We start from the raw sequence: 26632 nt of genomic DNA, 5'->3' as shown, positions 1-26632 counted from the left end.
CGATGGATTGTCTATAGATCCAGCTCTGTTTCTCCGTCGCCCTGTGTTATGTGCCACTTGTCATGTCCTGTTAATTCCTCCAGTGTAACCTTATCAGATAAAACATTCGCAATCATCATATTATTTTTCGGTGGCTTTCTTGTAATCATAAAACCGTTACTTAACAGCACTTTTTTATATTCTCCATATAAACCTGTTCCAATTACCACATATTCTAAGCCATTGTCATAACAATATTTTGAAACACCGTTAGACAATGCTTTTATGTATCTTTCATTTGTAGGGTCTGTGAAAAACTCAACTGCGGATGTCATTTTAGAACCATTTGCAATTGAATTATGCAATATAGCAAATCCGATTATTTCATTATTTAATTTCATCAATACAGTCACATAATTAACGTCAGGTCTTATATTATATCTGTAATTACAATATTTGTAATCTCTCACAAGAAGCACGTTGTATTTTGATTTGAATTTATCCCAGCACTCTTGTATATCTTCAGGAACTACATTTAAAATTTCAAATTTAATTTCTTTGTCCATCTGCATTTTTAGCTTATTCTTCATATATACAGAATAAATTGAGTTTCCTAAGGATGCCAAACTTCCCATTTTTATTCTTCTTCTTAAAATGTTGGTTATCAATATGGGTTTAACATACACTTCTTTTTCAAACAATGTAGGCCATCCAAATCTTTGATAGGCAGGATATGACTGGTCATTTGCAAGCCCTATAACTACATCTACACCATCCTTCAAACCTCTTTCACAAGAGTTTTCAGTCATCATTCTGAAAATTCCTTGTTTCATGTAATCAGGATGAGTCATTGATTTTACTGAATGAGCCGTAAGCAGTACCTTGCCGTTTACATACAGTTCATTTGGCAAAAGGCCATCGCAGCCTATAACCTTATCTCCTTCCTTTAATAAATACATCATATTTCCTGATTTATTATAAGGGTTTTTATCAAAAAGCCATTCATACATTTCTTTTTTACTGTTTGTATTTTCACCAAAGGAGATTACTGATAACTCTTCAAACGCTTCAAAATCTTTATCCATATCCAATCTTACTATTTGTCTATCCATACGACCTCCACTAAGTTTTTTCTATTTTATGTAATTTACATTTTATTATAATATTCACAGTATTAAAATGCAAAAGTTTATTTGAATTTCTTTTATACATGTTTTTATTAAATTGACATTTGACATATATATTAGCTTTTTGTATAATATTAAGAAAAAGAAAGGTAGCGGCGGAATGATTAGATAATTTACTTTTAAATGTGTAAATGAATGTTAATAAAATGAGCCTATAGGGTCTATTTTGTTATTTTACTATTGAGAGTGAATTATATTCCAACCTTTTTATATTTTATATAATTGAACAGTAACGATGCATGAATCTATGGATTTTTGCTCTGTTTATGGAAACTAATTTTCTCTCTTATTTAAGGAGGGACTTTTTTATGTCATTAATAAGTGTAAATAATTTAACCTTTGGATATGAAGGAAACTATGAAAATATATTTGAAAACACATCCTTTGAAATTGATACCGATTGGAAGCTTGGCTTCATCGGGAGAAACGGAAGAGGTAAGACAACATTTTTAAAATTACTGATGGGAAGATACAAATACAGTGGAAGCATAACAAGCTCAACGAATTTTGATTACTTTCCATTTGAAACAAATGAAGAATTGAAAACAATAGAGGTTGCCAAAAACATTATAGCTCCATTTTCCTTGTGGGAAGATGAAATGAATGAATGCATATCTGAAAATACTGAAAATTCAATGGTCAAATATGGTGATCTTCTAAATCTTTTTAGCTATAATGGTGGCTATATAATAGAGGAATTGATTGAAAAGGAAGTGCGAAAGCTTGATGTAGAACCTGAAATTTTGAGCCGAAAATTTGGAACCTTAAGTAATGGCGAAAGAACAAAGGTTATGCTTGCTGCTTTATTTTTGAAGAAGAATAATTTTTTGTTAATTGACGAACCAACAAATCATCTTGACCAGGAAGGAAGAAAATGTGTTGCCGAATATTTAAATCAGAAGAAAGGATTTATTTTAATTTCCCATGACAGATATTTTTTAGATTCTACAGTTGATCATATACTTTCAATAAACAAATGCAATATTGAAGTTCAAAAAGGTAATTTCTCATCATGGCAGGAAAATAAAGACCGACAGGACAACTATGAAGTTGCAAAAAATGAAAATCTTAAGAAAGAAATATCACAGATGGAAACGGCATTCAGAAGAACAGCCGGTTGGAGCAATCTCATAGAAAAATCAAAAATAGGTGAGCATTCACCCGACAGAGGATTTATAGGTCACAAGGCTGCAAAAATGATGAAAAGGGCTAAGGCAATTGAACAAAGAAAGGAAAAATCAATAGATGAGAAAAAGAAGCTTCTTAAAAATATCGAAAGATACGATGCTTTGAAATTAATCCCGCAGGCATACCACAAAGATGTATTGATTAATGCAGATAATCTGGGTTTAAGCTTCGGTGAAAGAAAAATTTTAAGCGATGTAAGCTTTACTGTAAAACGCGGAGACAGAGTATCTGTAAAAGGAAAAAACGGCTCCGGAAAATCAAGCTTAATAAAAATACTTTTGGGTGAAATTAAAAGCTATGACGGAACCCTGAACATAGGAAGTAATCTCAACATTTCATTTATTCCTCAGGATACATCATTTTTAAAAGGTACGTTCTCGGATTATATTGCCGGTGAAAATATCAATGAAAGTATATTCAGGACACTTCTGGCAAAGTTGGACATGGATTCAGATAATTTTGTAAAAAATCTTGAGGAATTAAGTGAAGGGCAGAAAAAGAAGGTATTGATAGCTAAAAGCTTATCTCATAGTGCTCACATTTATATATGGGATGAACCTCTTAATTTTATAGATGTGTACTCAAGGATTCAAATTGAAGAGCTGATTAAAGCCTTTAACCCAACAATGATTTTTGTTGAGCATGATTTCACTTTCAGCGAAAATATCGCAACTCAAATCATTGAGTTATAAATATTGTATATTAAACAGGCGAAACCCGAGAGTTTCGCCTGTTTTGCATTAATTTTACTTAAATGTTACCACCGTCACTCCGTCGCCACCTTCGTTGAAGGATCCTAATCTTGATTCTTTAACATGCTTGTGTTTTTTTAAGAATTGGGTAACACCCTCTCTTAAAACACCTGTTCCCTTGCCGTGAATAACCTGAACCTCATTTAAATTGGACATGAATGCATCATCCAGGTATTTGTCGAGCTCTAGCAAAGCTTCATCTAAATTCAATCCTCTTAAATCGATGGTCGGATTGATGGAGGATGTTTTTAATTTTACCATTCGTGAGGTATTTGTTTTTTGTTTTTTCTCATCCTCTGATTTTATTTTTACTAAATCAGATTTTTTAACCTTCGTCTTGATTAAACCGATTTGAACCATAACATTTTGAGAATTGTCAAACTCGGATATAATATGACCTTTTTGGTTTAAACTCCTTACCAATACTGCATCACCGTTTGACAAAGGAGTTTCATCGTCATAATTATCATCCTCAAAGATTTGGTCACTATATTGATTTTCCTCAACTTCCTTTGTTTTTTCAGTAAGGCTTTGTCTCAGCTCATTAACTCTTCGGACTTTGTCTTTATCCATATCCAGGCTCAGCTTTCTCAGTTCCTTAATGATTTCCGCAGTTTCCTTCTTAGCACTTTCCACTATTTTTCTTGCCTCATAGTTTGCTTCGTTAATCATTTTCTCGCTTTTTTCAAGAGCTTTTCTTTCCTTTGCAAGAAAGCTTGAGTGTTTTTTCTGGCTTTCCTCGTTTAATCTGTCAATTTCCGTTTTCTTTGCTTCAATATATATGCGGTTTTCTTCTATCTGCTTCAGTGCATCCTCAAATTCTACCTTGTCAGTTTCAATAGTTCTTTTTGCTTTATCTATAATATCCTGATTTAATCCTAACTTCCTGGAAATTTCGAACGCATTGGATTTCCCGGGAACACCTATTGAAAGCTTGTAGGTTGGACTCAATGTTTCAACGTTAAATTCAACGCTTCCGTTGATTACATCATCTGTCGTCAATGCGTACAGCTTCAGCTCACTGTAATGTGTCGTTGCCGCCGTTACAATTTTTCGTTCATGCAAGGTGTCAAGTATGGCAATAGCAAGAGCCGCTCCTTCTGTAGGGTCTGTTCCTGCTCCTAATTCGTCAAACAATACAAAGGATTTTTCATCGACTTCCTTCATTATTTTCACAATGTTAGTCATGTGTGATGAAAATGTACTTAAGCTTTGTTCAATACTCTGTTCATCTCCTATATCAGCGTATACGGCACTGAAAACTGATATTTCCGTTCCGTATTCGGCCGGCAGATGAAGTCCTGCCATACCCATGAGAGAAAACAATCCAAGTGTTTTTAAGGAAACAGTCTTTCCGCCTGTATTTGGACCTGTTATAATCAGTGTGGTAAATTCATCACCGAGCCACGCATCTATGGGTACAACAACATTTTTGTCTATTAAAGGATGTCTTCCTTTTTTTATGCGTATATATCCTCTCTCATTCAGCTTGGGTTCAACAGCATTTATGCTGATGGCAAATTTTCCTTTTGCAAATACAAAATCAAGCTCCTTAAGTATATCCTGATTAGTCAGCATATCATCTGCAACTTCACCGATCATTGCACTTAATTCCAAAAGGATTCTTTCCACTTCTTTTTTTTCTGCCATTTTCAGATCAGATATCTCATTGGTCATTTCTACAATTGCGATTGGCTCTATAAACAGCGTGGAGCCTGTGGATGACTGGTCGTGTATAATTCCCTTAACCATGCTTCTATATTCTTTGCGCACAGGAATAACGTATCTGTCATTTCTCATGGTAACAATATTTTCCTGAAGATACTTCTGGATTGTGGAAGAGCCGACAATCTGGTTGATTTTATTTTTGATTGAATTTTGTTTTATCTGTATTTCTTTTCTTATACGCTTTAATTCCGGACTTGCATCATCTGCAATTTCCTCTTCATTTATAATAATGTTATATATTCTTTCTTCTATATCCTTATTTGTATAAATTCCATTACACAAATCTTCCAGTATTTCATAGCTTCCCTCTTCTTTGTTATTAAGAAGGACATAGTTTTTCACCAGCCTTGCAGCTCTTAAGGAATCGGCGCAGTTTAACAGACCTCTGAGAGATATGATACCTCCCACAGAGCCTCTTTTTACGTACTCCTTTACCTGAGTGAAGCCGCCTAACGGTGGGGCACCCTTTTCTATAATTATAGAAACACCTTCTGCTGTTTGCTTCTGCTTGAATTTAACACCCTCCAGATCTGATGATGTATCAAGCTTTCTGACCTCCTCCTTACCCAAGGAGGTTTCCGCAAAGGATGCAAGAATCTCTATAATTTTATCAAACTCTAAAACCGATTTTGATTTGTTTTTCATAATTACCTCTTTTTCATTTACACTCAGAATATCCATGTATTCGTCATCCTGAGCATAAGCAAAGGATCTCATAATTAAAAACCTGAGATTCCTCGCTAACACTCGGAATGACGATAGCGAACGATATCATTATTCATTATTATCGTTCTCCGATTGTTAAAGTATGTTCTTCAGATAATGACCTCTGGTATAGTTATTTTCCTTTAAAACATTCGGAACTCTGACACCGTTTATTTCACAATACAATGCATCAATTATATCCTCTGCATCATCAAGCCACTTTGTATCAACCATGAAATAATCAATATGCTGACTTACAAAATCCTCCGTCTTACCCAAAAGAGACAGCGGTACACTGTTGTATATATGTGTCAGTCTGTTATCCCGTTCTATATTGAAATAAACACCCTTTCTGTCCTTTAAGGCATATTTGTTTCTATGCTCACAAGTGCTGCAATCCTGCAGATTTTTACATTTTTTAATTAAAGACATGGGACAATTTTTCATAACCATAAGCTGCAAATATTCATGGGATTTGACTTCTGTCTTTACAGAAGCATTTTTATTTATACTTTCCATATCTCTTATATTTGATTCCGTCGAAAAAGTCACGCTCACCGCTCCATTTTCCTTTAATAGCTCTGTAGAGAATGAATTTATTATGTTAAAAAATGAACCGCAATGAATTTTTAAGCTGCTGTTTTGTTTAAAAAAGAAGAAGCTTCCTACATTATTTACACAAACCCCATCAAATATTTCTTCGTATAATTTCAAGTTGTTTTTAAACTCATTGTATTGTGTCACGGAAACTATATTAGGGATAAACAAATATTTTTCCTTAACACTGATTTTTCTGACTAAATCCAAATTCAATTTATAAGGTACATAAATTCTGTCAACCTTATGATTGTCTATCAGTTTAAAATCATCATCACTGTTTATTTTAACACTTATTCTGGGTTTGTTAATTTCGTCTGTTTTATTGAAGCTGAACACTTCATTGCGTGTAAAGCAAACCGGTTCCCTGTGGTAAACGACGGCTTTTTTTTCATAAAGCAATTCTGTAGCATCTCTCCTGAGTTGATTCAGTGTGCTTTTTCTGATAAAAACATTGTCCTGCTTTTCTATCGTTAAATCTTGTAATTCATAGATTGTATTGCCGAGCTTCCCTAACTGTTCCTTGACAATATCCTCTGTTACGGCATTTCTTAAGCTGCTTTCACAGGGTTCTTCGCTTTTAATCAGCACCTCATTCTCACCGTCTGAAGCAAACAACTCAGCTTTTTCACCAATTTTTAATTTTATTTTAAAATTTAATGAATTTCTCTTATACTCTGAAAATTCATGAGATATATCATTGTTTTCTTCTTCTATTTCATCAATATTTTCACCCTTAACACCTGAGCTAAGCTTTGCAAACATTTCATCATCCTTGTCCGGTTTAAGGTATGAGTTTGTATATCCTCTGCTAAAGGTTGACACTGCTCTTTCTCTAAGGGTACTCGTATCTGTCTGTGTCCCCTTATAATAATCATCAATTATCTGCCTATAATATCTAACCACCTCTGAAGTATACAAAGGTCCCTTCATGCGTCCTTCAATTTTAAATGTGGTAATACCTGCGTCGATTAATTCATGTACCGTTTCTCCTGCCATAAAATCCTTTAAGCTAAGAACGGGCATCTCATTAAATTCCTCTGATAATTCACCCTTTTCCTTATCATAAAAGCTGTAATTCAAACGGCACGGCTGTGCGCATTTGCCTCTGTTTCCACTTCTGCCTCCTAAAAAGCTTGACATGTAGCATTGACCTGAATAGCACGTGCAAAGAGCACCGTGTATAAAGGTCTCAAGATCTGTATCAGTATTTTTAACGGTTTCTCTCAATTGAGCCAGTGACATTTCTCTTGCCAGAATAACCTTTTGTACATTGTATTGTTCAAAGAATTTCACTCCGTATTCATCATAAACGGCTCCCTGAGTGCTTATGTTGACAGGCAACTGCGGTATATGCTTCTTTAACAGATATAAAAGACCCAAATCCTGGACAATTACCGCATCCACATCATTTTCATACAAAAATGCGGCATACTTTAATGCATCAAAGATTTCTGTATCCTTTAATATTATGTTTAAAGTAACATACACCTTTACATTTTTATTGTGTGCATATTTAATAACACGCTTCATTTGTTCATCATCGAAATTCTGTGAATTATGTCTTGCGTTAAATAATTTTCCTCCCAGGTAGACTGAATCCGCACCGCTGTTTACTGCAGCATAAAAGGATTCAATACTTCCCGCAGGAGCTAATAGCTCTGTTTTTCTTATCATTTTTTCTCCTGTTTTTAAAAAGGAACGCATAAGCGTTCCGTAGATTGATGCAAAATCACAAATATGAAAGTCCGTTAAAAAAGTTTAAACAGAGGTTTCTCTATCGAGTAAATCCAGTAATTCCATATTATCTTTTTTAAGCTTTGTTATTTCCAACTGATTTTGAAAATTTTCCGCTTCTTTTCTGTTCAGTTTCTCCTGAAGCTCATTAATAGAATTCATCAAATTTTCTTTGTCATTGTTAAGCATTAACAGCTCTTCTAAGTATTTTTCTCTCTCATCGTTAATTATATCATATTTTTTCTTTAATTCATCGTTACTGTACTTATATTCAGCTATAGATTTATCCTTGCTGTTAATTATTCCATCTTTTTCATATATCTTATTTTGTAATGCACTTATTTTATTGCTGAGTGATTCAATATCACTTTGCTTTGATTCTATTATTAAATTTAATTTTTGATTTTCATCATTAACATTATAAATTTTTTGAGTTTTCTCATCACCGGTACTTTTTAACTCCCTGATGGTTTTTTCGAGTTGAAGAATCGATTGTTCCTTTTCGTTAAGCTTTAATTGAAGCTTGGAAATTCTTCCGTTCAAGCTGCTCTTCGTATTATTCATGAAGCTTAGCTCTTTTGTGAAATTCTCTCGCTCCATTCTAAGTTCTTCTATAGATTCCTCTAATTCTTCATTTTTATTTTTTAATTCATTAATGAGCATTTCACTTTTTAATAATTGCTGCTCCTGCTCATTTATTTTATCCTGCAGCTTAGAAATTTGACTGTTTAAATATTCTCTGTCATTATCTCTTGCTAAAAGCTTTTCTCTGTATCTTTCCTTTTCTAAAATTGCTTCTGAAGATTTCTCCAACGTTTCTTCTTTTTCTTTTATTGCTGTTTCTTTTTCCTGTTTTAAACTCTGTATTTCTTCACATATTTCTTTTTTATATTCGTTAATTTCATCATTCAGCTTAATATATTTATCAACAATTACGAAAGAAGACAAAATTAATTTATCTATCTCGTTAAATCTTTTATTTGAATTAGTAATTATATTGATTTGCTCGTTTATAATATTTTCTATGTTCTTAACATACTCCGGACTTTCATCTGTTCTTACATTATATTTTTTATCACCTATTACAATTTCAATTTTATTCATATGCAAACCCCTTTATATTTTTCTTTTGACATTCTGAATAATTTATGTTCAATTGCCAGACAAGCGCTTATGCTATAGTGAAATAATCCCCGCCGCCTATGGAAGCGGGGACTTTAATTTAGTTATATTAATATTAATGTATAACGTGCTTAATTTCAATAGTAAATAATATTTTTTTGATTATTCAGGGGTATGTTAAATCACTATTTATTATGATAAATTTCGCATTGTCTTAAAAAAGCTTTGAAAATGTCGGCATGTATAGGATACTTACAGTACATAACCTCTGGGTGCCACTGAATGCCTACCGCAAATGTCAATTCTTCCGATTCAATAGCTTCCACAATTCCATCCCTTGCAGAAGCAACAATCTTGTATCCTTTGGCAACCTCTTTTACACTTTGGTGATGATATGAATTAACCTTAAGCTCTTTCACCTTAAGTATTTCATGCAGCTTGGAATCAGTACAGATATCCGCATTATGATATTCATAAGCTCCGAACGAACTGTAGTTGTGTTTGTTCACATCGTTAACCTGTGTGTTTACATCCTGGTACAGCTTCCCTCCGGCTGCCACATTCATAATCTGTGAGCCTTTGCATACTCCTAATATAGGTATGTCCTTTTCGGCAGCCTTGCGATAGAGCTTTATTTCGAACTCATCTCTGGCACAATCCAAAGTTCCGAGACCCTTGATCGGATCTTCGCCATAGTACTGAGGATTAATATCATTGCCTCCGGTAAAATAAATTCCGTCAACCATTTCCAGATACTTTTCGATAATTTCATCGTCGTTTGTGATCTGGAACATAAAAGAAATTCCCCCGTTGTCAGAAATCGCCCTTAAATTCCATTCGTTTAACCGTTGATAATAATACCCATTACTGTATTCACTATCTGTTGTTACTCCAATTACAGGCTTCATTGCATCCTCCATTTATTGTTTATAATATCTTCTGCTATGCTTTTCTCATCTAGTCCATTGGCCTTAAGCAGTTCTTCTACGCTTCCATGCTTGATAAATTCATCAGGAAGTGTTTTTAATAAAACATCTACATCATCAGGAATAATTGTCTTTATTAAGGAAGCAACACCATATAAAGAGCTCTCCTCTATAATAACAGCCTTCTTAGTTTTGCTGACTGACGTATTAAGTAAGTTTTCGTCCAATGGTTTAATGAACCGAAGATTAATTACTTCTGCATCAATATTTTGTTTTTCTAATATTTCGCTTACCTTAATCGCCGTTTCTACCATTTTACCTGAACAGACAATTGTTATCTCACTGCCTTCTTTAACGATTGCACCCTTGCCTTTTTCAACCGGTGAATTGCTGTTGTTGATGATTGATGATGAATTGCCTCTCGGATATCTTACTGCGACAGGACCATCATATTCATTTATTGCATACGTAAGCATATTTTCAAATTCAGTATAATCAGCAGGAGCCATTATGGTCATGTTTGGTATCTGACTTAAAAATCCCTCATCAAAAACACCATGGTGAGTTTCTCCGTCGTCCCCCACAAGTCCTGCCCTGTCAACAGCAAAAACAACATGAAGATTCTGGAGTGCCACATCATGTATTACCTGATCATACGCCCTCTGCAAAAAAGATGAATAAACCGCTACCACGGGAACCATTCCATTTACGGCAAGTCCGGCAGCCATGGTAACAGCATGCTGTTCTGCAATACCTGCGTCAAAGATTCTGTCCGGATATATTTTTGAAAATTCCTTTAACCCTGTACCATCTGTCATTGCTGCTGTTATAGCCACCACATTTTTATTTTCTCCAGCTATTTCACATAACTTTCTGCCAAACACTTTCGAGTACGTAGGAACTTCCGATTTTTTCAAGCCCTCTCCCGTCACCACATTAAAAGGAGATACTCCGTGATATTCATCAGGTCTTGTTTCGGCATATTTGTATCCCTTGCCCTTTTTGGTTATTACATGCATTATAAGGGGTCCGTCTATGTTTTTTGCCGCTTTAAAGGATTCTAACAGTTCCTCGGTATTATGCCCGTCAATCGGTCCCATATAAGTAAGACCTAATTCTTCGAACAGCATTCCCGGAATAAACATTTTTTTGATTCCATCCTTAGTTCTTTTTAAAAAGGATTTAATTGTTTTTCCCACTACAGGCATATCATTTAAAAGCTTTTCAATATCCTTTTTAGTTGATAAATATCTTGAGCTGGTTCTTATAACGCTGAGATAGTGTGACATACCTCCAACGTTTGGAGATATGGACATTTCATTGTCATTAAGTACGATTATAAGTTTGGTATTGCTTCTGCCTAAATCATTCAGTGCCTCAAATGCCATGCCGCCCGTAAGAGCACCGTCACCTATTACGGCAACAACCTCATATTTTTCTTTTTTCAAATCCCGTGCTCTTGCAATTCCCATTGCAGCAGAAATAGAAGTACTGCTGTGCCCTGTGTCAAAGACATCATAACAGCTTTCACTGCGTTTGGGAAAACCGCTCAAACCGTTATATTGCCTCAATGTAGACATTTTTTCTTTTCTTCCCGTAATTATTTTATGAATATAGGACTGATGACCTACGTCCCATATTATTTTATCAATAGGTGTATTAAATGAATAATGCAGAGCAACTGTCAGTTCCACCACTCCTAAATTAGAAGCTAAATGTCCTCCTGTCTTTGAAACAGATTCTATTATGTATTGTCTTAATTCGTTGTTTAATATATTTAATTCTTCATTGTTTAATTTCCTTAAATCCTCGGGAAAATTAATACTATCCAATAATTTCATTATTTCCTCTCAATATTAAATTGTTTTATTTAATAGCATACGCACTCATAATTATATATTGCTTACATAAATATGTCAAAACGAATTATTCATATTAATTTTTATGACTCTTCTTAAAAATATACTGTACATTTTCGATTTAATATTGTATCATATTTAGTATATTTATATCAAATAGTGTAACACAATAAAAATGAATAAGTTGTCACCCCTTGTTGTTTTAAATAATTAATAATAGGGTAAACTTAAAACAACATAATAAGTGAAATAAAATATTTGGAGGATGATTATGAGCAAAAAGTGGGTTTATTTGTTTAAAGAAGGTAATGCTTCTCAAAAATATCTGTTGGGTGGAAAAGGTGCTAACCTTTGTGAAATGACTAATATTGGTCTTCCTGTACCTCCCGGATTAACAGTTACAACCGAAGCGTGTACCGAATTTTATGAGCAGGGAAAAAAATTAACGGATGAAATAATTAATCAAATTGAAGCAAACCTATCAATTCTTGAAGAACAAACAGGCAAAAAGTTTGGTGATATAGATAATCCTTTATTAGTATCAGTTCGTTCCGGAGCTGCATTTTCAATGCCCGGTATGATGGATACAATATTAAATCTTGGACTGAACGATAAAACAGTTGAAGGAATGGCAAATAAAACCGGAAATAAAAGATTTGCATACGACAGTTATAGAAGATTCATCCAAATGTTTGGTGATGTAGTTTTAGAAATACCTAAAGTAAAATTTGATAATGCTCTTGAAACTGCAAAAGAAGAAAAGGGATATAATTTCGATACAGAGCTTACTGCAGAAGACTTAATAAGCCTGGTTGATGAATTTAAAACAATATATAAGGAAGAAACAAAGACAGAATTCCCTCAGGAACCTGAAAACCAGCTGTTAATGGCAGTTGAAGCAGTATTTAGATCATGGAATAACCAACGAGCAATTACATACAGAAATCTATATGATATACCCCACAATTTAGGAACAGCAGTAAACGTACAATCAATGGTTTTCGGCAACATGGGAGATACTTCAGGTACAGGTGTTGCATTTACAAGAAATCCTTCTACAGGAGAGAAGAATGTATTCGGCGAATTCCTGATTAATGCTCAGGGCGAGGACGTTGTTGCAGGTATAAGAACACCGTTGCCAATAGACAAATTAAATGAAGTTATGCCTGAAATATATAATCAATTTATAGAGGCTGCCCATACTCTTGAGCAGCACTATAAAGATATGCAGGATATAGAATTTACAATAGAGGAAGGGAAATTATACTTCCTGCAAACCCGTAACGGCAAAAGAACTGCAGATGCAGCATTAAGAGCTGCCGTAGAAATGGTTGACGAAGGTCTTATTACTAAGAAAGAAGCCGTTATGAGAGTTGACCCAAAATCATTAGATCAATTGCTGCATCCTAAATTTGACCAGGCAGATCTTGAAAAATCAGTACCTATAGCAAAAGGGCTTCCTGCATCACCGGGAGCTGCTACAGGAAAAATTTATTTTACTGCAGATGAAGCTGTTGCTGCAGTTCAAAGAGGCGAAGATACAATTTTGGTTAGAAAGGAAACCTCCCCTGAAGATATCGAAGGAATGAATAAAGCCAAGGGTATTCTTACTTCAAGAGGAGGTATGACATCACATGCTGCCGTTGTGGCAAGAGGAATGGGTAAATGCTGTGTAGCAGGATGTGAGTCAATCAATGTTAATGAATCAAGTAAAATAATGACCGTAAAAGGTGAAACATATACGGAAGGCGACTATATTTCACTTGACGGAAGCACAGGAAGCGTATATAAAGGAAAAATAAAAACAGTTGAAGCAAATATATCAGGAAACTTCAGTAAACTAATGGAATGGGCAGATGAATTCAGAGTGCTTGGCATCAGGACAAATGCAGATACTCCTAAGGATTCCGAAGTTGCCGTGAAATTCGGTGCTGAAGGTATAGGCTTATGCAGGACTGAGCATATGTTCTTTGAAGAAAGCCGTATATTCTCAGTACGTAAAATGATAATTGCCGATTCAGTTGAACAAAGAGAAAAAGCATTGGCGGAAATACTGCCTATGCAGAAAAATGACTTCAAGGGAATTTTCAAGGTGATGGGAATTCGTCCCGTTACAATAAGATTGTTAGATCCACCTCTGCATGAATTCATACCTCATGATGAAGAGGATATAATCGATCTTGCTAAGGATATGAACGTATCAGTTACTAAGCTTAAGGATACAATTAACGGCTTGCAGGAATTTAACCCGATGCTTGGACACAGGGGTTGCCGTCTTGCAATATCATATCCTGAAATAGCAAGAATGCAGACAAAGGCAATAATTGAAGCAGCAATAGAGGTTTCAAGAGAGGAAAATATAAATATAATACCTGAAATAATGGTTCCTCTCGTTGGTAAAAAAGAAGAATTAAGCATATTGAGAAAATTAATAATCGAAGTTGCGGAAGAAACCAAAAAGGAATTTGGCTCCGACCTTCAATACCTTGTGGGAACAATGATAGAAATACCGAGAGCATGCGTTACGGCTGACGAGGTTGCAGAATATGCGGATTTCTTCTCATTCGGTACCAATGACTTAACACAAATGACATTCGGTTATTCAAGAGATGATGCAGGTAAATTCCTGGAGGATTACAAGGATGCAGGCATACTTGAACAGGATCCGTTCCAGACGATAGACCAAGTTGGTGTAGGTAAATTAGTTGAAACAGCCGTTAAGCTCGGAAGAGGTGCAAAAGATCATCTCCACCTGGGAGTTTGCGGAGAGCACGGCGGGGACCCTGCTTCCATAGAATTCTTCCACAAAACAGGACTTGACTACGTATCCTGCTCACCGTTCAGAGTACCGGTAGCAAGATTAGCAGCAGCTCAGGCGGCTGTTAAAAATTAAAAATAATAGAAATAGAGCTTAAATACTTCGGCACAGAGAAATCTGTGCCGTTGTGTGTTATCATGAAAAACTTCGCACAGAAGGAAATGTTTTAACCCGATTTATTTGTTATACTGAAATCACCACGTGGAAAGAAGAGTGCTCATGCATACATCAGACATCATAAAATCAAGCATTAACTATATTGAGCAAAATTTGAAAACCGATATCACCGTCGAGGAGCTTGCAAGCATGGCAGGCTATTCTGTATGGCATTATCATCGTCTGTTTGTACAGTCAACAGGTATGTCCGTGTCTGCCTATATAGGCAGACTGCGACTTAACCGGGCATTGAATGAAATAGCTGGCGGTCGTCGCGCCATTGATGTGGCTCTGGAATATGGTTTTGATACCTATGCGGGATTTTACAAGGCGTTTGTACGAATGTACGGCGGCTCTCCGAAAAATTATCTGTCTAAATCGGAGGTTTCAGTTATGTTTACGGAAAAAGAATTACGAAGAATTCTTGCAAATTGGGATATGCCGCAGGATTTACCTATACTTGATGTTCACACCATGGATGGTACAAAGGTTTCAAACAATGTGTGGTCTATAGGAGAGGATTATATCCTTAAAACGGGCAGCCGTGAAAGTATACTCACGAATATGAAGGTAGCAAAGGCGCTGGCAACGCAAGGATTCAGGGCATCAACGCCGATTCCTGCCAAATCCGGCGAAGAATATCTGGATAGAAGTCAAATCATTGTATTGACGCGAGGCATCAAAGGGAATCCCCTTTCTAAATCCGACCGTTTCGGTGAAAATCGCCGGGAATTCGGGGAAAAATACGGAGAGAGCATCGCCCGGCTTCATAGAGCCTTGACTGTGATTGAATCTGAAATCCAAGTAGAGAGATGTTAAAATTTATCTGGAAGAATGAAGTGCATATCAAGAAGGTTTTGGCACAAGCAGTGCAGTCATAAAAAGGAATTATGAACAACTGTATAATAGAATTGCAGCCTAGCAAATGAAGCTGTTGCAAAATATATATCAGACAACGAATTTACTATGTGTGGACCCATGTTTAATATTTATCATGTAAACCCCGGTGTGGAAACAAATCCAGAGAATTGGGTAACTGAAATATGTTATCCGGTTACGAAATGATTCATTGAAGCGATGTTATTACATGTATTACCAACAAATAATAAAAGAAAGAAGGTATAAACATGGTTACACCATATCTTGTATTTAGCGGTAACTGCAAAGAAGTTTTAGAGTTTTATCAAAAAGTGTTTGGAAGTAAAGTCGGAATGTCAATGCCATACGGTGAATATGTTCCCGATGGTGTTAAAACGATACCAGCGAATTTAAGTACTTGGGTTTTACATGCTGAAATGCAAATCTGCGGAACAAAGCTTTGGTTTGCCGATGAGATCAGAGATTTAGCAAAGGGAGATATAGTCAGGTTAACCGTAACAGTACCTGACTGTAAAGGAGCACTCAAAATATTTAACCAACTTAAAGAAAATGGTGAGTCTTTTTTGAAGTTCTGATTCAACAAATTGTATTCCCATGATATAATCGATTAAAATCTATAATAATTTTGTAAAGGTGACACAATGCAGATTATGTTTGAAAAAATATGCAAGCAATTTGATTTAGGAACACTAAAGTCCACCCCCACTCCGCTGGCAGGAGGATTTATGCACAAGATGTATTCTATGTTTACTACAACCGGAAACTATGCTGTTAAACTGCTGAATCCATATGTTATGCAAAGGGAAACGGCAAAAGAAAATTATCGTAAAGCAGAATACTTTGAATCTATTTTAGAAAAACATAGTATCCCCATTCTCCCTGCTTTAGTTTTTCATGGTCAGAAAATGCAGGAAATTGATGGTCAATTTTTCTATGTATTCAATTGGTATGATGGCAAAGCACTAAAAGGAAACGAAATAAAAGAACATCACTGTATAGAAATTGGGAATGTCCTTGCAAGAATACATAATTTAGATACAAAAAAATCACCACCATACAAACGAGACGAAATTCATATAGACTGGAATTTTTATATCAATAAAATGAAGCATGAAAATAAAGAGCTTTACGAACTGTTGCGTGAAAGCTGCCATTTATTCTATGACAGTCAGGAAAAAGGAAATAAGGCTATAAAAAGTCTTGATCCGATTCTTTCAATTTGTCACAACGATATGGATAGTAAAAACGTATTATGGAATGATAATAATTATCGTATTATTGATTTGGAATGCCTTTCACATGCCAATCCTTCACTTGAATTATTTGAACTTGCGTTGTGCTGGTCAGGCTATGAAGATTGTAATATTGATTTCAACTTATTCAGAAAACTTATTGACTCATATCTGAATGCCGGAGGTATAAAGCCTCAAAATTGGGAAAATCTTTACGATAGTAACTACGGTCGTCTACAATGGCTGGAATACAATATTAAACGCGTATTAGGCATAGATTGCGGTGCTGATGAAAAAGAAATGGGCATTTCGGAAGTAAAAGATACGGTTGCTCATGTGATTTATTACCATAACATAAAAGAAAATATATTAAACATGGGATTTTAGTCTCCCTTTATAAACCTAAACCGTCCCCAACGGGCTCTTCTTCAAGTTCAGTTATATCAAGTAGGTTATAATTTGCTCTTAATTTACATATATTAGCATATATTTATCTTTGAAGAGGTTATTGATTATATGAGGAGTGTATGTATGCAACGATATATTTATCAATCTGATTTACACGCTTTTTTAAGGCATAATCTTCCGCCGGCTTTTCCCCCTGCTATGACCCCACATCTGTCCTATGCAATTGACTGTAATTTATTTCACGAAAGAAACACCAATATGGTATTTTATCTGTGGCTGAATAATTACCGGGAGTTTTGGTTCTTCCCTATTGCATTTACATATATATATGTGCAGGGGTATTTTTGGGACGGCGAAAAATGGGTTGGCAGTTACGTGAAAAGAGAAATGATATATGCCTTTTTTTAATAATTATTTTTATGTGAAAATTAAGGATTAGGAGGGCTAATATTGATTGATTTTAAAAACAGTGAACTTGAGACCGGGTATAATATAGAAGATAATACCTGGGAAGTTATCGTAAAATATCACGGCGATATTTTAAAATTTGAAAGCATCTCTGATGTTGAAGTAGAGATACTAAGCGAACAATATGCCATCATCACCTTAAAACAGCCACTAATTTCATGGCTGTCCGCACAGACCGAAATTGAACATATTGAGCTGCCTAAGCGTTTGCAGTTTGTTTTGCGGGATGCTCTTGATGCAGCATGTATTGCTCCGGTACAAAGTCAAACATCATTTGGACTGTCCGGAAAAGGAACGCTGATTGGAATCATTGATTCAGGGATTGATTATACCCATCCTGATTTTAGAAACGATAACGGTCACACGCGTATTAAATATATATGGGATCAAGCAGGGCAAGGAATTCCGCCGCAAGGCTTCAAAGGAGGAGCGGAGTATAACGAGACAGAAATCAACACAGCTTTGTCAAGTACGTATCCCTATAGTATCATACCTGATATGGATTATATCGGACATGGCACTGCGGTTGCAGGTGTCGCAGCGGGTAACGGAAGAGGAAGTGTAAACAGAATTTACCGGGGATCTGCTCCGGAAGCTTCTCTCATTGTTGTTCGTCTTGGAAGGCGTGGTCAGAGCTCCTTTGCAAGAACAACAGAATTGATGAGAGCACTGAAATATGTAATTGATAAAGCAGAGTTCCTTGAGATGCCCATTGCTGTAAATATCAGCTATGGTACCAATGATGGTTCACATGACGGTAACTCGCTCTTTGAAGGTTTTATGAACGACATTGCCCAAAGATGGAAGAATGTCATTGTTGTTGCATCCGGAAATGAAGGTGCCGCTGCACATCACTACAGAGGCATACTTGAAACGAATGAAACAAGAAATATTGATTTTTATACCACAGGAGGGTTAGCTTCGTTTTATTTGACCTTGTGGAAAAACTTTATTGATGTATTCAGCATTGAGCTTATTCTTCCAAGCGGTGTCACAACGGGACAAATCACATATGCAGACCATGAAAAAGTAATCTATTTTAATAATGTAGCTGTATATATTAATTATGGTCAGCCAAGACACTACAACGTAGATCAGAATATATTTATTCAGATTGAAGCTACAGAGGGGAGGCTACCTGAGGGTCTGTGGCAGTTAAGGATCAAAGCCGATGAAATTATTGATGGAAGTTTCGATATATGGCTTCCCATAATAGAAGAGGTTTCCCTTAATACGGCATTTTTTATTCCCTATATTGATACAACTCTCACACTGCCGTCGACAGCCTTTTATGTAATCACAGTAGGAGCATATAATTCTCACCTAAACAGTATTGCTGATTTTTCCGGTAGGGGGTATACACGAAGCAATATTTATGTAAAGCCGGATTTGGTCGCTCCAGGAGTAGACATTATGTCATCTAATAAATACGGAGGATATGGATTGTTTACAGGAACCAGCATAGCTGCTCCTTTTGTTACGGGTTCTGCTGCTCTAATGATGCAATGGGGCATTGTGGAAGGCAACGACCCGTTTTTATATGGTGAGCGTATAAAGGCATTTTTAAGACTTGGAGCACGCAGACAAAATGGCATGAATTACCCAAACCAATATTGGGGATACGGAACGCTTTGTTTGAAAAACACTATGGATATGCTTATATCCTATATCAAGGGAGGAATTTAATTTGGATATATTACCAAAGGATATGACGTTGGCGGAGTTTATCAGCTTGCCGACCACAGCAAGCTTTCAAGTTCAAGACAGCGATAGGTTCAGGCAGTTTGCCGAAGAAAATCCATACATTCGCATTGGGACTGTCCTATCAGGTGGATATGTGATTGCTTATGTCTCCGAAGATAAATTACATCCTATATTACGTGAGTTGGGAGAAACCTTTATTAATAATCACCCTATAGACTACACACTTTTAGATAGTGAAACCTTTGAGGAGCCCATTACCACACGACTTCAGCAAATGCCGGGTGTCGATTTAAGAGGTCAGGGAGTAATTTTAGGTTTTGTGGATACGGGAATCGACTATACCAGCGCATCCTTTCGGTATGAAGATGGGAGCAGCAAAATATTATCAATTTGGGACCAGACGGGAAACGGAACTTTCCCGGAGGATATGCAGTTTGGTGCTGTGTATACTCAGAAGGAAATTAACGCAGCACTGCAATCGGAATCTCCCTTGGAGATTGTTCCTCAGCAGGATACTATCGGACACGGCACCTTTATAGCATCGGTGGCAGGCGGGCGGGAAAACAACGGTCATATAGGATCAGCCCCAGACGCTTCAATCATCGCCGTAAAATTGAAGCCCGCAAGCCCTTATTATTTCAGACTATTTCCTGAGCTGCCGGATGACAGCATTATATTTACTTCCGATAATATCATGATGGGCATTGAATATATATTGGACCAGGCGGATACATTCAACCGCCCGGTAGCCATCTGCATTGCTTTAGGAACCAATTTCGGCGGACACGCCGGCTTTAGTATGATGGAAGAGTATTTGACCTATGTATGCAACAGGAGAGGTGTTGCCATTTGTACAGCTGCCGGAAATGAAAGCAATGCCAAGCATCATACAGACGGCGTATTCACCGAAGCAGGACAGATTCAAAACATTGGAATTAACGTGGGTCAAAATGTAAGGGGATTTTCTGTTCAAATCTGGAATGAAGCGTGGGATAAGATATCTGTAGCAGTTAAATCACCTACGGGACAGGTAATTAACCGGATTCCGTTTGAAAGCAATATTGCATTTCGAAAAACGCTGGTTTTGGAAAAGTCTTTGGTGGGGATAGGATATTTCCAATTAAGAAGTCGTCTGGCTATTGTAGAAGTGGAAGATCCTACACCGGGAATATGGGAGATTATACTGCAAGGTGATATTGTCGTCAGCGGAGAATATCATGCATGGCTGCCAATAACAGGTATGGTCAGCCCATATGTAGAATTTATTGAGCCTAAACCAAACTATACCATTGTCAATCCTGCTACCTCAATAGGAACTATTACATGCGGAGCTTATAACAATAGGGATGACAGTCTTTTTATTGCTTCTTCATGGGGTCCGACCAGACTCCCAAGAATGTCGCCGGACTTTGTTGCTCCCGGTGTAAATATAGGAGGAATATATCCCAAGGGACCCGGTACATCATCAGGAACGGGAGTTGCTGCTGCCATCACAACGGGAGCCGCCGCCATCATGCTGCAGTGGGGCATTGTAATGAATCATGAGCCGGATATGAGCTGTAATCGTGTTCTCTCCCTGTTAATCAGAGGATGCAGCCGATCCGGCAGTCGCGAATACCCTAATGTTCAATGGGGATATGGCAAGCTTGATTTATTTGAATCGTTTAACAAATTGAAGTAAATAAGGAGCAGATATATGACACCATACAACAAACCCGATACAAGAAAAATAAGAATGAATGAGATGATTGACAGGGGGCGTTTGCAGGTCCAATGCTTCGATGCAAACTTAGGGATACCGCTTTCCGATGTGAATGTGCTCGTTATGTCAAGATTAAATTCGTACTTAATTGCACAAATAAGCACCAACTCTTCCGGACGGACACAGGAAATAAGCTTGCCAACACCGCCGTTGGAATACTCCTTAGCTCCGGGATTTCCCCAACCTTTCAGTACATATGATATTATTGCAACACGCGAGGATCTTGATATCATTATTGTAGAAGGAGTGCAAGTATTTCCAGAAACAACAGCTATCCAAAACATTAATTTAAGACAGCGGAAATACTCCTATGAAACATCACGCACTCTTTTTGTTCCATATCCTGTGCTTTGGGGAAATTTTCCGCCCAAGATTCCCGAAAGTGCGATAAAAGAGCTTCCACCATCATCAGGTTTTGTTGTTTTGTCTGAACCGGTCATTCCCGAAACCATCATTGTGCATGATGGAGTTCCTTCAAACTTTTCTGCTACGAATTATTATGTTCCTTTCAAAGACTACATAAAAAATGTCGCAAGCAGTGAAATTTATTGCACTTGGTCAAGTAATACCATCCAGGCGAATGTTTTAGCCATTCTGTCATTCACCCTCAATCGTGTTTATACCGAATGGTACAGAAACAAGGGCTTTGATTTTACAATTACTAATTCAACAGCTTATGATCAAGCCTTTTCATACGGCCGTACTATTTTTGAAGAGATAGCATATGTTGTGGATGAAATTTTTACAACTTATATAACAAAACCCAACATAAGACAGCCCTTGCTTGCACAATACTGCGACGGGCAAAGAGTAAGCTGCCCTGATTGGTTGAATCAGTGGGGCTCAAAAAACATGGGAGAGCAGGGTTATTCCCCTATTGATATTTTGCGGTATTATTACGGAAGCGAGGTTTATCTTGCACAAGCACAAATAGTTGAGGGAATTCCGCAGTCTTTCCCCGGCGTAAACCTGCTGTCAGGCTCTGCCGGCGGAGCTGTCAGAACTATTCAGGAACAGCTCAACAGGATTTCAGATAATTACCCTGCAATACCTAAAATAAGGGTAGATGGTATTTTCAAAGAGACAACAGAAGATGCAGTTAAAAGGTTTCAGGAAATATTTCAGCTTCCTGTTACAGGCATAGTTGACTTTGCCACATGGTACAGCATTTCAAATATTTATGTTGCAGTGACCAAGATAGGTGAGCTTACACCATAAACAAAATGCTATTGAAAATAAAAAAGATATTTAGTGCGAAAATCAGGCTAAATATCTTTTTTAAATTTTGTACTAATTTATTTATCTGTACCCTCATGCTTTTTATTGACTGCTTCACATATTCTTTTTAATCCTCCTTTCAGCATTGAAATTGGGCATGCAAGATTCAGGCGGATAAAACCGTCAGAGTTATCTACAAACATATTGCCGCCTTCTAACAGTACACCTGCTTCATATGCAAAAAACATAGGCAAGTCCTCATCCTTGTCAAAATAAGCACCTAAGTCCACCCATGCCAGATAGGTTGCTTCGGATATTTTGAATTTTGCATTTGGCAGATTTTTAGAAAGATATTCCCCTGTAAATCTGAAATTTTCATCCAAGTATGCACGCAATTCCTCCAACCAGATTCCGCCTTTTTCATATGCTGCCTGAGCCGCTGCAATACTTAAAGGATTGTCAAAATTGTAATGTCTGTTAAGCCATATTTCTCTTAAACTTTCGTCTCTGATAATAATGTGTGAAAGCATCAGCCCGGCCATGTTAAAGGTCTTGCTTGGAGCCATACATGTAATCATTCTTTCATAATCCTGCATAACCTTCCCCAGCGGAATGTGTGTTTGATTAAGGCGTAGCAAATCACAATGAATTTCATCGGAAATAACCCATAGATTATGCTTTTCTATAATTTCTCCGACTTTTTTCAGCTCATCCTCTTTCCATACACGTCCGGTAGGGTTGTGAGGATTGCAAAAAATTAAGAGTGTTGTCTTTTCATCGGAAGCTTTTTTTTCCAAATCTTCAAAATCTATAGTATAATATCCGTCGATATTTATCAAATCTGAGCACACATATTCTCTGCTGTTATGATCAGCCGCATACTTGAAATATGCGTATGAGGGTGTTAAAAACAACACCTTTTCATCTTTTTTGCAAATATAATCCACTAACTCAAATAATGCCGGTATGATACCGTTTGACATAACAAGCTGGTTTTTATCAAACGTCCATCCGTAACGTTTCATACACCAATTTGCAAATACTTCATAATAGCTGTTTTCAAATACCCTTGTATATCCAAAGATACGTTTATCCAGACGTTCCTTAATAGCATCGATTATAACATCCGGAGTTGCGAATTCCATATCTGCAACCCACATCCTTATAAATTCCTCATCTTTATAAGGGAATGTCATCGTATCGTCTGCATGAAAGATATAGCTGCGAAATCCGTCCGTATTCATAGCATTCGTATGACTGCGGTCAATAATTTCATCAAAATTGTACATATTACCACTCCTGTCTGTTAATTTAATTTTATTTGGGGATATTCCCCTAATGCTACCTCTCAAAGACTTTTCTTACTTTAAGGGTGTATCCCCTTTTATCTTTATCCTATTTTATCAATCATAACTTATTATGTCAAAACTATCAAAGTTTCTTAAGAGTAGATTTTCTTATTATTTTTTTTATTTAGAATGGATTTTTTCCTTTTTGTATGCTAAAATTCTTGTATATAATAAAAAATAGCTAAATCAAAAACTTTTATATATTTTTACGAAACTTTTTATACGAGGTAGCATGATGTCTGAAATTAATATACATATTGGCAAACAAATCAGGACTTTCAGGAAAATACGCAGATTAACACTGAGCGAATTATCTGATATTCTTAATAAAAGCAAATCCACAATTTCCAAATATGAAAGAGGAGAAATATCAGTTGATATAGAAACACTGTATGAAATTGCCGATGCCCTTCAAATTCATGTAGAGCAATTACTCTACTATCCTCAGAAACGCACCGTTATCTCTTCTCAGAATAACAGTCCTGCATTTTTCAACGGAGTATCTCAATTCTACTCCTATCTTTATGATGGTAGAAGCAACCATATTATACGTTGCGTGTTCGACGTGCTGTCTGAGACCGAAAATCATCAATACAAAATTATGATGTATATGAACTATAAGGATTTTGATAATTATCAGAATTGTGAAAATACGTATTGGGGGTTTATTGAGCATTATGATGCACTTACCCGTATTTCCCTAAATAACAGGGACACACCTATGGAAAAGGCCAATGCTCAGATACTTGCGTCATATCTGGATTCCGACACCAAGTGGGGATTGTTTAACGGTTTTTCCTCCAGACCCATGATGCCCATTGCCATTAAAATGCTGTTTTCCAAAACCCGTCTGAAAGAGGATGCTGCCTTGATTAATCAACTCAAGGTTTCAAAAGATGATGTGCGCTTATTGAAATTATACAATATGTTGTCCGCAACATAAAAAATTGAAAAGAGGATATGTTATGGCTAAGAATAATGTTTATAAAATGATTTTTGCAAAAGTCTACCCGCTTTTAATTGCGAAGGCAGAGAAAAAAGGACGTACTAAGGAAGAAGTAGATGAAATTATACGCTGGCAGACAGGATACAGCCAGGAGGCGCTTCAAGAACATATAAAGAAAGAAACCGACTACGAAACTTTCTTTACCGAATCTCCTCAGCCTAATCCTTCCCGCAATTTAATCAAGGGTGTGGTCTGCGGTATACGGGTTGAAAATATTGAAGAACCGATTATGCGAGAAATTCGCTACTTGGATAAAATGATTGACGAATTGGCAAAGGGCAAGACGATGGATAAGATTTTGCGGAAATGAAATATTGTTAATATAAAATTAATTTGATATAATAAATACAATAATTGAGGAAACAAAGACATACGTCTTTGTATGATTATGTATTTATTGTATCGGTGTGAAGCAAGACGATAAGCGTCTTGCACTTATGATAGAATAAAAAAAATAATTAGTTGGAGGTTGCAATGGAACAATATTCAAGTAAGAAATTTTCATTGTTTGAATTTAATAATTTAGAAACTAGTGATGAAAAAAAATATGAATTAATTGATGGAATTGTTTTAATGTCCCCTCGACCGAATTATAAGCATCAGGAGGTAATGGGAAACTTATTTCTGCAATTAGGAATCTATTTTAAGGGAAAGAATTGTATGGTATTTACCGAAGCTGAAGTTGAATTTAATGATAATGTGTTAATTCCCGATATCTCAGTTATTTGTGGATTAGATGACAGTAATTTTCAAAGATATAAGAAAGCACCGGAAATTGTAATTGAAATTATAAGCCCAAGCAGCCAATATACGGACGCATTTACAAAACTTATTAAGTACGAATTATTTGGTGTTAAAGAATATTGGATAGCAAATCCTAAGACTGAAACTATAACAGTATACAATTTTGAAAATGAAACAATTAAAGATTATTGTAAAAACGAGATCTTAGTTTCATCTGTTTTCGACGATTTAGCTATAAATATATCTGATATATTTATATGGGCTGAATATTGACCCAAAAAGAACCGTCCCCACTGGGTTCCGTCCCCACTGGGTTCCCACTGGGTTTATAGTTTTTAGAGTTTTTAATTTTTTGTTCATATATTTTTTGTATTATAGGTATAGCAAATGCTGCTGTTTTTCCGGTTCCGGTCTGGGCGCATCCGAGTACATCCCTTCCTTTCAATACATGGGGTATAGCCTGTTCTTGTATAGATGTAGGGTTATCATATCCTTCATCTTTTAAAGCTTTATTTATTTCTTTTATTAAATTTAAATCTTCAAATTTCATATTCTCTCTCTTTCTGCATAAAAAAATCGGGTTTAGTTCCCGACTTTTAACGTTCATAGCTATAGTATTAATTATATTCTATTTACGTTAGTTGCTTGGTCGCCTTTATTGCCTTGGGTAATATCAAAGCTAACTGCTTGACCTTCTTCTAATGACTTGAATCCGTCACTTTGAATAGCTGAAAAATGCACAAATACATCTTTACCATTATCTGCTGTTATAAATCCAAATCCTTTTTCTGCGTTAAACCATTTTACTGTACCTTTATTCATGAGGTACCTCCTAATATTTTATTTATACTCCATTGTAGTTAAAAAAAATTCACATATTTTTACAAATTATATATCAACAACATATATATAATCTCTAAAAACATGTGAAATCAATAAATACATCTGTAATACTTTCTTAATATAACATATTAATTTAATTGAGTCAACAATTATTTAATTATCAAATTATTTACGTAAATTATTTATTGCACGACAAACGCATGAGTTAAGAAAAAGTAACAAATAAAGAAAAAGCTTTTTTTGGTTGGCAAAAACAGGTATAATC

The 26632-nt window shown here is 36.1% G+C and carries 20 protein-coding genes and 1 pseudogene; 12 read left to right on the top strand and 9 right to left on the bottom strand.

Annotated features, from left to right (window positions below; all coding sequences use genetic code 11):
- Positions 1-11: 11 nt before the first annotated feature.
- Positions 12-1091, bottom strand: coding sequence for a GNAT family N-acetyltransferase (locus HZF24_RS17300; protein ID WP_179239628.1), 1080 nt, complete (start codon positions 1089-1091; stop codon positions 12-14).
- Positions 1092-1474: 383 nt separating this feature from the next.
- Between HZF24_RS17300 and abc-f the strand changes: the two genes are divergently transcribed.
- Positions 1475-3046 carry a ribosomal protection-like ABC-F family protein gene (abc-f, locus tag HZF24_RS17295; protein ID WP_179239627.1) on the top strand — a complete coding sequence of 524 codons (1572 nt, stop codon included), beginning with the start codon at positions 1475-1477 and terminating at the stop codon, positions 3044-3046.
- Between the two features lie 54 nt (positions 3047-3100).
- Here abc-f and HZF24_RS17290 read toward each other — a convergent pair whose 3' ends face one another.
- The 5 genes from HZF24_RS17290 to dxs form a co-directional block, all read right to left on the bottom strand.
- The gene (locus HZF24_RS17290; RefSeq protein ID WP_179239626.1) at positions 3101-5479 is read right to left on the bottom strand and encodes an endonuclease MutS2; all 2379 of its coding nucleotides are present in this window, start codon (positions 5477-5479) and stop codon (positions 3101-3103) included.
- Between the two features lie 156 nt (positions 5480-5635).
- Complete coding sequence (locus tag HZF24_RS17285; protein WP_179239625.1) at positions 5636-7813, bottom strand: U32 family peptidase; 2178 nt, start codon at positions 7811-7813, stop codon at positions 5636-5638.
- Between the two features lie 84 nt (positions 7814-7897).
- Positions 7898-8977 (bottom strand): cell division protein ZapA, encoded by a 1080-nt coding sequence (zapA, locus tag HZF24_RS17280; protein WP_179239624.1) that lies wholly within the window; start codon positions 8975-8977, stop codon positions 7898-7900.
- A 203-nt stretch (positions 8978-9180) separates the two neighbouring features.
- Positions 9181-9903: a gamma-glutamyl-gamma-aminobutyrate hydrolase family protein gene (locus tag HZF24_RS17275; protein WP_179239623.1), complete on the bottom strand. Its 723-nt coding sequence runs from the start codon at positions 9901-9903 to the stop codon at positions 9181-9183.
- Positions 9900-11762: a 1-deoxy-D-xylulose-5-phosphate synthase gene (gene dxs / locus HZF24_RS17270; protein ID WP_179239622.1), complete on the bottom strand. Its 1863-nt coding sequence runs from the start codon at positions 11760-11762 to the stop codon at positions 9900-9902. The genes HZF24_RS17275 and dxs overlap by 4 nt, the downstream gene beginning before the upstream one ends.
- A 289-nt stretch (positions 11763-12051) precedes the next feature.
- On the opposite strand from dxs, the gene ppdK reads away from it, so the two are divergent.
- The 8 genes from ppdK to HZF24_RS17230 all read left to right on the top strand — a co-directional run bounded on the left by ppdK (position 12052) and on the right by HZF24_RS17230 (position 22425).
- Positions 12052-14673 carry a pyruvate, phosphate dikinase gene (gene ppdK, locus HZF24_RS17265; protein WP_179239621.1) on the top strand — a complete coding sequence of 874 codons (2622 nt, stop codon included), beginning with the start codon at positions 12052-12054 and terminating at the stop codon, positions 14671-14673.
- 144 nt (positions 14674-14817) lie between these two features.
- A complete protein-coding gene (locus HZF24_RS17260; protein WP_179239620.1) occupies positions 14818-15573 on the top strand; it encodes a helix-turn-helix domain-containing protein in 756 nt (251 codons plus the stop codon).
- A gap of 308 nt (positions 15574-15881) precedes the next feature.
- The gene (locus HZF24_RS17255) at positions 15882-16208 is read left to right on the top strand and encodes a VOC family protein (protein ID WP_179239619.1); all 327 of its coding nucleotides are present in this window, start codon (positions 15882-15884) and stop codon (positions 16206-16208) included.
- A gap of 66 nt (positions 16209-16274) precedes the next feature.
- On the top strand, positions 16275-17252 hold the full coding sequence (locus HZF24_RS17250; protein WP_179239618.1) for a phosphotransferase: 978 nt from the start codon (positions 16275-16277) through the stop codon (positions 17250-17252).
- Positions 17253-17396: 144 nt separating this feature from the next.
- A complete protein-coding gene (locus tag HZF24_RS17245; RefSeq protein ID WP_179239617.1) occupies positions 17397-17681 on the top strand; it encodes a hypothetical protein in 285 nt (94 codons plus the stop codon).
- Between the two features lie 42 nt (positions 17682-17723).
- Positions 17724-19427 (top strand): S8 family peptidase, encoded by a 1704-nt coding sequence (locus HZF24_RS17240; RefSeq protein ID WP_179239616.1) that lies wholly within the window; start codon positions 17724-17726, stop codon positions 19425-19427.
- A 1-nt stretch (position 19428) separates the two neighbouring features.
- Positions 19429-21126, top strand: a complete 1698-nt coding sequence (locus HZF24_RS17235; RefSeq protein WP_179239615.1) for a S8 family peptidase — start codon at positions 19429-19431, stop codon at positions 21124-21126.
- A 15-nt stretch (positions 21127-21141) separates the two neighbouring features.
- Positions 21142-22425 carry a peptidoglycan-binding domain-containing protein gene (locus HZF24_RS17230; RefSeq protein WP_179239614.1) on the top strand — a complete coding sequence of 428 codons (1284 nt, stop codon included), beginning with the start codon at positions 21142-21144 and terminating at the stop codon, positions 22423-22425.
- Positions 22426-22502: 77 nt separating this feature from the next.
- On the opposite strand, the gene HZF24_RS17225 is transcribed toward HZF24_RS17230, so the two are convergent.
- Positions 22503-23714 carry a MalY/PatB family protein gene (locus HZF24_RS17225; RefSeq protein ID WP_179239613.1) on the bottom strand — a complete coding sequence of 404 codons (1212 nt, stop codon included), beginning with the start codon at positions 23712-23714 and terminating at the stop codon, positions 22503-22505.
- 295 nt (positions 23715-24009) lie between these two features.
- Between HZF24_RS17225 and HZF24_RS17220 the strand changes: the two genes are divergently transcribed.
- The 3 genes from HZF24_RS17220 to HZF24_RS17210 all read left to right on the top strand — a co-directional run bounded on the left by HZF24_RS17220 (position 24010) and on the right by HZF24_RS17210 (position 25797).
- Positions 24010-24717 (top strand): helix-turn-helix domain-containing protein, encoded by a 708-nt coding sequence (locus HZF24_RS17220; protein WP_179239612.1) that lies wholly within the window; start codon positions 24010-24012, stop codon positions 24715-24717.
- Positions 24718-24739: 22 nt separating this feature from the next.
- Positions 24740-25090, top strand: coding sequence for a DUF2200 domain-containing protein (locus HZF24_RS17215; RefSeq protein WP_179239611.1), 351 nt, complete (start codon positions 24740-24742; stop codon positions 25088-25090).
- 164 nt (positions 25091-25254) lie between these two features.
- Positions 25255-25797, top strand: coding sequence for a Uma2 family endonuclease (locus HZF24_RS17210; protein ID WP_179239610.1), 543 nt, complete (start codon positions 25255-25257; stop codon positions 25795-25797).
- A gap of 67 nt (positions 25798-25864) precedes the next feature.
- Here HZF24_RS17210 and HZF24_RS17205 read toward each other — a convergent pair.
- Both HZF24_RS17205 and HZF24_RS17200 read right to left on the bottom strand, forming a co-directional pair.
- Positions 25865-26074: pseudogene (locus HZF24_RS17205) on the bottom strand (DEAD/DEAH box helicase); the annotation flags it as partial.
- A gap of 71 nt (positions 26075-26145) precedes the next feature.
- On the bottom strand, positions 26146-26346 hold the full coding sequence (locus HZF24_RS17200) for a cold-shock protein (RefSeq protein WP_179239608.1): 201 nt from the start codon (positions 26344-26346) through the stop codon (positions 26146-26148).
- Positions 26347-26632 lie beyond the last annotated feature (286 nt).

The sequence above is a fragment of the Sedimentibacter hydroxybenzoicus DSM 7310 genome, assembly GCF_013403245.1.
Lineage (GTDB): Bacteria > Bacillota > Clostridia > Tissierellales > Sedimentibacteraceae > Sedimentibacter > Sedimentibacter hydroxybenzoicus.
The sequence above is the reverse complement of the archived record's forward strand: the minus strand, read 5'-3'. Positions and strand labels throughout refer to the sequence as shown.

Bases quoted from the DNA above. Each gene is read 5' to 3' on its own strand.
- HZF24_RS17290 (WP_179239626.1), bottom strand. From the start codon at position 5,479: ATGAAAAACAAATCAAAATCGGTTTTAGAGTTTGATAAAATTATAGAG.
- HZF24_RS17260 (WP_179239620.1), top strand. From the start codon at position 14,818: ATGCATACATCAGACATCATAAAATCAAGCATTAACTATATTGAGCAA.
- HZF24_RS17255 (WP_179239619.1), top strand. From the start codon at position 15,882: ATGGTTACACCATATCTTGTATTTAGCGGTAACTGCAAAGAAGTTTTA.
- HZF24_RS17230 (WP_179239614.1), top strand. From the start codon at position 21,142: ATGACACCATACAACAAACCCGATACAAGAAAAATAAGAATGAATGAG.
- HZF24_RS17225 (WP_179239613.1), bottom strand. From the start codon at position 23,714: ATGTACAATTTTGATGAAATTATTGACCGCAGTCATACGAATGCTATG.
- ppdK (WP_179239621.1), top strand. From the start codon at position 12,052: ATGAGCAAAAAGTGGGTTTATTTGTTTAAAGAAGGTAATGCTTCTCAA.
- HZF24_RS17210 (WP_179239610.1), top strand. From the start codon at position 25,255: ATGGAACAATATTCAAGTAAGAAATTTTCATTGTTTGAATTTAATAAT.
- HZF24_RS17300 (WP_179239628.1), bottom strand. From the start codon at position 1,091: ATGGATAGACAAATAGTAAGATTGGATATGGATAAAGATTTTGAAGCG.
- HZF24_RS17215 (WP_179239611.1), top strand. From the start codon at position 24,740: ATGGCTAAGAATAATGTTTATAAAATGATTTTTGCAAAAGTCTACCCG.
- HZF24_RS17245 (WP_179239617.1), top strand. From the start codon at position 17,397: ATGCAACGATATATTTATCAATCTGATTTACACGCTTTTTTAAGGCAT.
- HZF24_RS17200 (WP_179239608.1), bottom strand. From the start codon at position 26,346: ATGAATAAAGGTACAGTAAAATGGTTTAACGCAGAAAAAGGATTTGGA.
- abc-f (WP_179239627.1), top strand. From the start codon at position 1,475: ATGTCATTAATAAGTGTAAATAATTTAACCTTTGGATATGAAGGAAAC.
- dxs (WP_179239622.1), bottom strand. From the start codon at position 11,762: ATGAAATTATTGGATAGTATTAATTTTCCCGAGGATTTAAGGAAATTA.
- HZF24_RS17220 (WP_179239612.1), top strand. From the start codon at position 24,010: ATGTCTGAAATTAATATACATATTGGCAAACAAATCAGGACTTTCAGG.
- HZF24_RS17275 (WP_179239623.1), bottom strand. From the start codon at position 9,903: ATGAAGCCTGTAATTGGAGTAACAACAGATAGTGAATACAGTAATGGG.
- HZF24_RS17250 (WP_179239618.1), top strand. From the start codon at position 16,275: ATGCAGATTATGTTTGAAAAAATATGCAAGCAATTTGATTTAGGAACA.
- zapA (WP_179239624.1), bottom strand. From the start codon at position 8,977: ATGAATAAAATTGAAATTGTAATAGGTGATAAAAAATATAATGTAAGA.
- HZF24_RS17285 (WP_179239625.1), bottom strand. From the start codon at position 7,813: ATGATAAGAAAAACAGAGCTATTAGCTCCTGCGGGAAGTATTGAATCC.